9 protein-coding genes and 1 pseudogene are annotated in these 8,475 nt (G+C 72.2%); 4 read left to right on the top strand and 6 right to left on the bottom strand.

The genetic code is table 11. From position 1 onward, the window contains the following. Positions 1–135, bottom strand: a pseudogene (locus tag ACZ4U1_RS32660) (3-deoxy-7-phosphoheptulonate synthase class II); the annotation flags it as partial. 106 nt (positions 136–241) lie between these two features. Here ACZ4U1_RS32660 and ACZ4U1_RS32655 point away from each other — a divergent pair. Both ACZ4U1_RS32655 and ACZ4U1_RS32650 read left to right on the top strand, forming a co-directional pair. After that, positions 242–298, top strand: coding sequence for a trp operon leader peptide (locus tag ACZ4U1_RS32655; protein ID WP_078912442.1), 57 nt, complete (start codon positions 242–244; stop codon positions 296–298). Positions 299–387: 89 nt separating this feature from the next. Continuing rightward, on the top strand, positions 388–2,244 hold the full coding sequence (locus ACZ4U1_RS32650; protein WP_467907764.1) for an anthranilate synthase family protein: 1,857 nt from the start codon (positions 388–390) through the stop codon (positions 2,242–2,244). A gap of 16 nt (positions 2,245–2,260) precedes the next feature. Here the strand turns inward: ACZ4U1_RS32650 and ACZ4U1_RS32645 are convergent, their stop codons facing one another. The 4 genes from ACZ4U1_RS32645 to ACZ4U1_RS32630 form a co-directional block, all read right to left on the bottom strand. Beyond that, positions 2,261–3,289 carry a 6-phosphofructokinase gene (locus ACZ4U1_RS32645; protein WP_467907763.1) on the bottom strand — a complete coding sequence of 343 codons (1,029 nt, stop codon included), beginning with the start codon at positions 3,287–3,289 and terminating at the stop codon, positions 2,261–2,263. A 145-nt stretch (positions 3,290–3,434) separates the two neighbouring features. Next, positions 3,435–4,112: a response regulator gene (locus tag ACZ4U1_RS32640; protein ID WP_467907762.1), complete on the bottom strand. Its 678-nt coding sequence runs from the start codon at positions 4,110–4,112 to the stop codon at positions 3,435–3,437. Further along, positions 4,109–5,347 carry a MacS family sensor histidine kinase gene (gene macS, locus ACZ4U1_RS32635; protein WP_467907761.1) on the bottom strand — a complete coding sequence of 413 codons (1,239 nt, stop codon included), beginning with the start codon at positions 5,345–5,347 and terminating at the stop codon, positions 4,109–4,111. Before macS ends, ACZ4U1_RS32640 begins: the two co-directional genes overlap by 4 nt. A gap of 37 nt (positions 5,348–5,384) precedes the next feature. Further along, positions 5,385–6,128, bottom strand: a complete 744-nt coding sequence (locus tag ACZ4U1_RS32630) for a lysophospholipid acyltransferase family protein (protein WP_467907779.1) — start codon at positions 6,126–6,128, stop codon at positions 5,385–5,387. A gap of 105 nt (positions 6,129–6,233) precedes the next feature. On the opposite strand from ACZ4U1_RS32630, the gene ACZ4U1_RS32625 reads away from it, so the two are divergent. Together ACZ4U1_RS32625 and ACZ4U1_RS32620 are read left to right on the top strand one after the other, a co-directional pair. After that, positions 6,234–7,013, top strand: coding sequence for an alpha/beta hydrolase (locus ACZ4U1_RS32625; protein ID WP_467907760.1), 780 nt, complete (start codon positions 6,234–6,236; stop codon positions 7,011–7,013). Next, the gene (locus ACZ4U1_RS32620) at positions 7,006–7,707 is read left to right on the top strand and encodes a hypothetical protein (protein ID WP_467907759.1); all 702 of its coding nucleotides are present in this window, start codon (positions 7,006–7,008) and stop codon (positions 7,705–7,707) included. Before ACZ4U1_RS32625 ends, ACZ4U1_RS32620 begins: the two co-directional genes overlap by 8 nt. Before the next feature lie 6 nt (positions 7,708–7,713). On the opposite strand, the gene ACZ4U1_RS32615 is transcribed toward ACZ4U1_RS32620, so the two are convergent. After that, complete coding sequence (locus tag ACZ4U1_RS32615; protein WP_467907758.1) at positions 7,714–8,457, bottom strand: endonuclease/exonuclease/phosphatase family protein; 744 nt, start codon at positions 8,455–8,457, stop codon at positions 7,714–7,716. Between the last annotated feature and the right edge of the window lie 18 nt (positions 8,458–8,475).

Raw genomic sequence — 8,475 nt, 5'->3', positions numbered from 1 at the left:
GAGCGGCGGATACGACTCGAGGTCCGCGATCACTGCGCGCAGAGCCTCGGGGTCGGGGTACTCGGGCTGCTGCGCCGCGGGCAGGTCTCGCCAGGTGTTGCCAGCACTCGGGCTGGTCTTAGCGTTCACGGTCACCTCGTAAACATTACGGGGTCGTGTCCGGTGTTTTTTCTTCCGGCTCGAAGGATGAGACGGAGCGATCATCCCGCGGACGGTCCGGGGGTGCGGTAGGGTTCCCCGCATGTTCGCGCTTTCGACCCAGAACTGGTGGTGGACCGCTCATCCGGCGGCCCACTGACTGCGCGTACGCAAGACTTCGCGAAGGCCGCCCGAGGGGCGGCCTTCGGCGTTTCCGGGCCGTTCCTCATCATCGACTGCTGAGGAACCATGGACCTGACACAGCTGCTGGACGACGACCGACCTTTCGCCCTGCTGCGCCGCCGCACCCCCGGCCATGACGAGAACACCGTGGAGGTGTTCCTCGGCCCTGTCAGTACCTACGACCGTCTCGCCGACCTCCCCGACAAGGGCCTCGCGCTCGTCCCCTTCCGGCAGATCCGCGAGCGCGGCTTCGACGTCCGTGACGACGGCACCCCGCTGTCCGTCCTGATCCCCGAGGAGTCGTACGGCATCCCGCTCGCCGACGCCCTGGCGCAGCTCCCCGCGCACGCCGTCCGCGTCGAGGGCGGTGGCTTCGACGTCGGTGACGAGGAGTACGGCGAGATCGTCGGGCGGGTACTGCGGGACGAGATCGGGCGCGGCGAGGGTGCCAACTTCGTGATCCGGCGGACGTACGAGGGTGAGATCCCGGGATTCGGACGGGCCGACGCGCTCGCGCTCTTCCGGCGGCTGCTGGAGGGTGAGCGGGGCGCGTACTGGACCTTCGTCGTCCACACCGGTGAGCGGACCCTCGTCGGCGCCAGCCCCGAGGTGCACGTCCGGATGTCCGGCGGGACCGTCGTCATGAACCCGATCAGCGGGACGTACCGCTATCCCGCCGAGGGTCCGACCCCCGAGCACCTGCTCGACTTCCTCGCCGACGGCAAGGAGATCGAGGAGCTGTCGATGGTCGTCGACGAGGAGCTCAAGATGATGTGCACCGTCGGCGACATGGGCGGGGTGGTCGTCGGCCCACGGCTGAAGGAGATGGCCCACCTCGCACACACCGAGTACGAACTGCGCGGCAAGTCCTCGCTGGATGTCCGGGAGGTGCTGAAGGAGACCATGTTCGCGGCCACGGTCACCGGATCGCCCGTGCAGAACGCGTGCCGGGTCATCGAGCGGCACGAGGTCGGGGGGCGCGGGTACTACGCCGGTGCGCTCGCCCTGCTCGGGCGGGACTCCGGGGGCGCGCAGACCCTCGACTCCCCCATCCTGATCCGCACCGCCGACATCCGTGCCGACGGACGGCTGCGCGTTCCCGTCGGGGCGACGCTGGTGCGCGGCTCCGACCCGGCCGGCGAGGTCGCGGAGACGCACGCGAAGGCGGCAGGGGTGCTGGCGGCTCTCGGGGTGCGCCCGGGCAGGCCGGGCGCGGAGTCGGTACGGCCCCGGCTGGCCGACGACCCGCGGGTGCGGGACGCGCTGGACGGGCGCCGCTCGTCGCTGGCGCCGTTCTGGCTGCGCATGCAGGAGCGGTCCCGGGAGCTGACCGGACACGCGCTGATCGTGGACGGCGAGGACACCTTCACCGCGATGCTGGCGCATGTGCTGCGGTCGAGCGGACTGGACGTGACCGTCCGGCGGTACGACGAGCCGGGGCTGCGGGAGGCGGTGCGCGCGCACGCGGGGACGGTGGTGCTCGGGCCCGGTCCCGGCGACCCCTCCGACCTGGGCGACCCGAAGATGCGGTTCCTGCGGGGCCTGGCCGCCGAGGTGATCGGGAAGCACCGCCACGGGGTGCTCGGCGTCTGCCTCGGGCACGAGCTGCTCGCGGCCGAGCTGGGGCTGGAGATCGTACGGAAGGAGGTGCCGTACCAGGGGGCGCAGACGCAGATCGACCTGTTCGGGCGGCCGGAGACGGTCGGCTTCTACAACAGCTTCGTCGCCCGCTGCGACGAGGAGGCGGCCCGTGAGCTGGCGGCGCACGGGGTGGAGGTGAGCCGGGCGGTAAACGGCGAGGTGCACGCCCTGCGGGGGCCGGGGTTCGCGGGGGTGCAGTTCCATCCGGAGTCGGTCCTCACCCTGAACGGGGCGGCGGTCGTGCGGGAACTGGCCGGTCAGTTGCGCCGCACGACCGTGTAGCCCTCCGGGGCCGCCGTCAGCCGAAGAAGACCCCCACCTCTTCGTAGAGCTTCGGGTCGACCGTCTTCAGCCTGGCGGTGGCCTCGCCGAGAGGGACACGGACGATGTCGGTGCCGCGCAGGGCGACCATCTTCCCGAAGTCGCCCTCCCGGACGCAGTCGATGGCGTGCAGGCCGAAGCGGGTGGCGAGCCAGCGGTCGAAGGCGCTCGGGGTGCCGCCGCGCTGGACGTGTCCCAGGACCGTGGTGCGGGCCTCCTTGCCGGTGCGCTTCTCGATCTCCTTGGCGAGCCACTCGCCGACCCCGGAGAGCCGGACGTGCCCGAAGGAGTCCAGCGACTGGTCCTTGAGCACCATGTCGCCGTCCTTCGGCATGGCGCCCTCGGCGACGACCACGATCGGGGCGTACGACGCCCGGAAGCGGGAGGTCACCCAGTCGCAGACCTGGTCGACGTCGAAGCGCTGCTCGGGGATGAGGATGACGTTGGCGCCGCCGGCCAGGCCCGAGTGCAGGGCGATCCAGCCGGCGTGCCGGCCCATCACCTCCACCACCAGCACCCGCATGTGGGACTCGGCGGTGGTGTGCAGCCGGTCGATGGCCTCGGTGGCGATGTTGACGGCGGTGTCGAAGCCGAAGGTGTAGTCGGTGGCGGACAGGTCGTTGTCGATGGTCTTCGGTACGCCGACGCAGGGCACGCCGTACTCGCCGGACAGGCGGGCCGCGACGCCGAGGGTGTCCTCGCCGCCGATCGCGATCAGGGCCTGGATCTCCTGCTTGGCCAGGTTCTCCTTGATGCGGCGGATGCCGTCCTGCACCTTCAGGGGGTTGGTGCGCGAGGAGCCGAGGATGGTGCCGCCGCGGGGCAGGATGCCGCGCACCGCGGGGATGTCGAGGCGGATGGCGTCGCCTTCGAGGGGGCCGCGCCAGCCGTCCCGGAAGCCGACGAAGTCATAGCCGTACTCCTGCACGCCCTTGCGGACGATGCCCCGGATGACGGCGTTGAGCCCGGGGCAGTCGCCGCCTCCGGTCAGTACTCCGACCCGCATGGAAATGTCCCTTCACCGCGCTTGCCTGACGACCGGTCACGCTAATGGTGATTCAGGTCACATCGGGATAGGCGAGAAGGGTGATTCCTGCGTATGGCCGGAAATGCGCTCCGTTCCCCGTGCTCCGTTCCGCGTCCCCTCGTGCCTATCCCTCGTCGAGTCCGCGCTCTATCGCGTACCGCACCAGCTCCACCCTGTTGTGCAGCTGGAGTTTGCCGAGGGTGTTCTGGACGTGGTTCTGCACCGTGCGGTGGGAGATGACGAGGCGTTCGGCGATCTGCTTGTAGCTCAGGCCCTTCGCCACCAGCCGCAGCACCTCCGTCTCCCGGTCCGTCAGCCGGGGCGCGCCTGGCTCCTCGGCGTCCGGGGCGGGCACGGGCTCGGCGGCCAGCCGCCGGTACTCGCCGAGGACCAGCCCGGCGAGGCCCGGCGTGAACACCGGGTCGCCGACGGCGGTACGGCGCACCGCGTCCAGCAGCTCCTCGGTGGAGGCCGACTTCAGCAGATAGCCGGTCGCGCCGGACTTCACGGCCTCCAGCACGTCCGCGTGCTCGCCGCTCGCCGACAGGACGAGCACCCGCAACGCCGGGTTGTGGCCCACGAGTTCCTTGCACACCTGGACGCCGGGCTTGGCGGGCAGGTTCAGGTCCAGCACGAGGACGTCGGGGGCGGCGGCCTTGGCGCGGCGGACGGCCTGCTCGCCGTCGCCGGCGGTGGCGACCACCTCGAAGCCGGACTCGGCCAGGTCACGGGCGACCGCGTCCCGCCACATCGGGTGGTCGTCCACCACCATGACCTTGATCGGGTCCTGCTGCTGTGTCATCGCTGCTCCGCCTTCTTCCCCCGCGCCCGCACGGCGCCCTTCGGTACCTTCAGTTCGACTTCCGTGCCCTGCCCGGGGACGGAGACGATCTCGGCGCTGCCGCCGAGGTCGCGCAGCCGGCCCCGGATCGACAGGGCCACCCCGAGCCGGCCCTCCCCCTCGGCCTGCGCGAGCCGGCCCTCGGGGATGCCGGGGCCGTCGTCCCGGACGGTGACGACGATCTCGTCCGGCTCGTCCTCGACCAGGATCCAGGCCCGCGCGTCCTCCCCGACGTGCCGGCGGACGTTGTCCAGGGCGGCGCCGACCGCTGCGGCCACCTCCCGGGCCGCGGCCGGCGGGAGCAGCACCGGGGCGCCGGGCTCGGCGAGGCTGACCCGGGCGCGGGCGTAGCCGGCGAGCAGGGACCGCAGGTCGACCGGTCCGGCCGCTCCGTCCTCCTCGTCCGGCTCCTCGACGGCGCGTACGACGGCTCCGGCGGAGGCGTCCTCCGAGACCCGGGAGACCGGCACCAGGCCGCCCGACACCAGCGTGCGCAGGGCCACCTCCTGCTCCCCGGCCAGCCGGCCCAGCTCGGCCGCCTCGCCGCCGAGGGCCGCGCCCCGGCGCTTCACCATCGCCAGCACCTGCAGCACGCTGTCGTGGATGTCCCGGGCCAGCCGCTCCCGCTCCCGGGTCGCGGCCTCGATCTCCAGCGCGCGGGCGAGGGTGCGCTCGGAGGCGCGGGCCACCTCCACGACGTAGCCGATGGCTATGGAGGCGACCCAGACGAGGATGACGTTGTGCACGGTGTCCCGGGCGGGGTGGCCGCGCTCGACCAGGTTGACGGCGGCGACGGCCGTGGAGGCGACGGCCGCCCAGCGCCAGCCGCCCTTGATGGCGAAGGCCAGCACCGCGCCGGCGGTCCATATCGACGGCAGCGTGGGGCCGCCGCCCGCGATCCGCTCGTGGCTGTCGGCGACCGGGGTGAGCAGGATGCCGACGAGAGCGACGGTCAGGTCCGCGGCCAGGAACCGCCCGGTGCAGCTGGCCGCACTCGCCACCTTGGGCAGGGTGGCGAGGGTCCACACGGCCAGGACGGCGTAGTAGGCGACGGCCACCCAGGGCCGCACGAAGTCGTCGTACGCCGTGGCGCACAGGCCGATGGCGTACAGCATGGTGAGAACGCGGTAGCCGGCGAGCGCCCGCCACAGCGGCAGCTCGACCGACATCCGCATCACGCGCTCGCGCTTGGGCATCTCCCCCGGTCCCCCCGGCTCCCCCTTGTGCCCCTGTCTAGGACTCGTCCTGCTTCTTCCCGGCCTTCTCCGCCTTCTCCGCTTCCTTGGCCGCCTTCGCCGCCTCCGCTATCTGGCGCTTGGCGGCGGTGGCGTACATGTCGACGTACTCCTGGCCGGAGAGCTTCATGATCTCGTACATGACCTCGTCGGTCAGGGCGCGCAGCACGAACCGGTCGTGCTCCATGCCCTGGTAGCGGCTGAAGTCCATGGGCTTGCCGATGCGGATGCCGGGCCGCATCAGCTTCGGCACGACCTTGCCGGGCGGCTGGATCTTCTCCGTGTCGATCATGGCGACCGGGATGACCGGCGCGCCGGTGGCGAGCGCCACGCGCGCGAGGCCGCCGGGCTTGCCCCGGTAGAGCCGGCCGTCCGGCGAGCGGGTGCCCTCCGGGTAGATGCCGAACAACTCGCCGCGCTCCAGCACCTCGATACCGCTCTTGATCGCCGCCTCACCGGCGCCGCGCGCCCCGGAGCGGTCCACCGGGAGCTGGCCGACGCCCTTGAAGAAGGCCGCGGTGAGGCGGCCCTTCACGCCCGGGGTGGTGAAGTACTCGGCCTTGGCGATGAAGGTGACCTTGCGGTCCAGCACGATCGGCAGGAAGAACGAGTCCGAGAAGGACAGGTGATTGCTGGCCAGGATGGCCGGGCCCGTGGCCGGGATGTTCTCCAGGCCCTCCACCCAAGGCCTGAAGGCGACCTTCAGCGGCCCTCCGATGGCGACCTTCATCGTGCCGTACAACACCCGTGTGCCTCCTGTTTCCGTCGGAGAGACCTTAACCCGGAGCGCCGACAATGGGCCCGACGACCCTGGTCGGTGTCGGTGCGGTCGCGTACGGTGAAGCACATGCCAGTTCTCCCCGGAGCCGAGCCGTACCGCCATGAGGGCGGGGAGGTGGGGGTTCTCCTCTGCCACGGGTTCACCGGCTCGCCCCAGTCGCTGCGCCCCTGGGCGGAGCACCACGCGGCCCGCGGCCTGACCGTGTCCCTGCCGCTGCTGCCCGGCCACGGCACCCGCTGGGAGGACATGCAGCTCACGACCTGGCAGGACTGGTACGCGGAGGTGGACCGCGAGCTGCGCGTCCTCACCGAGCGCTGCTCCCGGGTCTTCGTCGCGGGCCTGTCGATGGGCGGGGCGCTGGCGCTCCGGCTCGCCGCCCGGCACGGCGAGCGGGTCGCGGGCGCGGTGGTCGTCAACCCGGCGAACCGGGTGCACGGCCTGTCGGCGTACGCCCTTCCGGTGGCCCGGCACCTCGTGCGGACGACGAGGGGCATCGCGAGCGACATCGCGAAGCCGGGCGCGGCGGAGCTGGGATACGACCGGGTGCCGCTGCACGCGGCGCACTCGCTGCGGGTGTTCCTGCGTCGGCTGGACGGCGAGTTGCCCCAGGTCACGCAGCCGTTGCTGCTGCTGCGCAGCGCCCGGGACCATGTCGTGCCGGCGGCCGACTCGGCGCGGGTGCTGAGCCGGGTGTCGTCCACGGACGTCACGGAGATCGTGCTGGAACACAGCTACCACGTGGCGACGTTGGACAAGGATGCGGACCGGGTCTTCGAGGAGAGCCTCGCCTTCATCGGCCGGCTCGCACCCATCGTCGGCAAGGAAGGGACGGCCGCAGTTGGCTGAGCACGACTCCGACCGTGAGGACCGCGAGGGCCGTGAGGACCAGGGCGGTCAGGCTCGCGAGCCGGACAGGCAGGAGGTGCCGTTCGACGAGGACGCCGCCTGGCGTGCCATCGTCGCCGGGTACGGCGAGGAGCCGCCGGACCCGCCGGGTGCCCGGCCGTTCAAGCCGGTGGAGGACCTCGCGCTGCTGGAGAAGAACACGGCGGCGAACCCGGCGGCGAACCCGGTGACGAAACCTGCGAAGGACCCGGTGACGAACCCTGCGAAGGACCCGGTGAGGGACGCGGCGAAGGACGCCGAGAGCGACCCCGGGGCCGACGCGGAGGACTCCGCGGGCCGGCAGCCCGCCCGGCCGCTGGGCGGCTCGGTCTCCTTCGCGCCCGGGGTCGGCCCCCGCGACTTCTCGCCGGCCGAGCCGTCCGACGACGACTTCGACGAGGACGACGAGGGCCACTTCGTCCCGCCGGAGCCGCCGCCGCTGCCGACCGCGGACACGACCGCCAGGTTCGCCTGGCTCGGCGTGGTCGGCGGCCCCGTCCTGCTCCTGCTGGCGGTGCTGCTCGGCTGGGACATGACCTGGTGGCTGGCGACCCTCGGCATCGGCGGCTTCCTCGGCGGCTTCGTGACCCTGGTGACGCGGATGCGGACGGACGACGAGGAGGACGACGACCCCGGACGCGGGGCGGTGGTCTGAACCGGCTCAGGCCGGGATTCTGAGGGCGGCGAGGACCGGAAGGTGGTCCGTGGCCGCCCTCAGGTCTGCCTGGCGCACCCCCGGCTGGTCCAGGGGGACGCCGCAGCCGAGCACCTCGATGTCCTTGGAGGCGAAGATCGCGTCGATGCGCTGGCGGGGGTCGGCGGGGGTGGAGGTGAACTCGCCGCCCCAGGGTGCGGTCGCACGGCAGTCCTGGAGGTTCTCGGCGAGCCGGCGGAAGGTGCGGCCGTCGGGGCGTTCGTTGAGGTCGCCGCCCGCGACGACGTGTTCCACGCCGAGTCCGGCGAGCCGGTCGAGGAGCATTCCGCCCTGGTCGTAGCGCTCGTCCTGCTGGAGGGACAGGTGGCAGCTGAGCACGCCGAGGCGGGCGCCGCCGAAACGGACCACCGCCGTGGCGAGGCCGCGCCGGTGGAGGCCTGGGGTGAGGGGGAGGAGGACGTCCTCCGTGCGCTCGACGGTGGCGCGCAGGCTGCACAGGATCGCCGGACCGGCTGCCGTGGCTCCCCCGGTGAGGACGACGAGGCCGGCTGCGCGGGCCAGGCGGGCGAGTTTCTTGCGCCAGCGGAAGAAACGGGGGGCTTCCTGGACGAGGACCAGGTCGGGGGCGCAGGCGCTGATCACTCTGGCGAGGGCGGCGGTGTCGTCCCGCATCGAGCGGATGTTGTAGCTCAGGACGCGGATGACGGCGGAACCGTCGGGCTCCGTGCGGGAGTTGGGGAGCAGCTCCATGTGGATCAATGTACGCCC

The sequence above is a fragment of the Streptomyces sp. NPDC028928 genome (assembly GCF_055564915.1).
The sequence above is the reverse complement of the archived record's forward strand: the minus strand, read 5'-3'. Positions and strand labels throughout refer to the sequence as shown.

Bases quoted from the DNA above. Each gene is read 5' to 3' on its own strand.
- ACZ4U1_RS32645 (WP_467907763.1), bottom strand. From the start codon at position 3,289: ATGCGGGTCGGAGTACTGACCGGAGGCGGCGACTGCCCCGGGCTCAAC.
- ACZ4U1_RS32625 (WP_467907760.1), top strand. From the start codon at position 6,234: ATGCCAGTTCTCCCCGGAGCCGAGCCGTACCGCCATGAGGGCGGGGAG.
- ACZ4U1_RS32640 (WP_467907762.1), bottom strand. From the start codon at position 4,112: ATGACACAGCAGCAGGACCCGATCAAGGTCATGGTGGTGGACGACCAC.
- macS (WP_467907761.1), bottom strand. From the start codon at position 5,347: ATGCCCAAGCGCGAGCGCGTGATGCGGATGTCGGTCGAGCTGCCGCTG.
- ACZ4U1_RS32650 (WP_467907764.1), top strand. From the start codon at position 388: ATGGACCTGACACAGCTGCTGGACGACGACCGACCTTTCGCCCTGCTG.
- ACZ4U1_RS32615 (WP_467907758.1), bottom strand. From the start codon at position 8,457: ATGGAGCTGCTCCCCAACTCCCGCACGGAGCCCGACGGTTCCGCCGTC.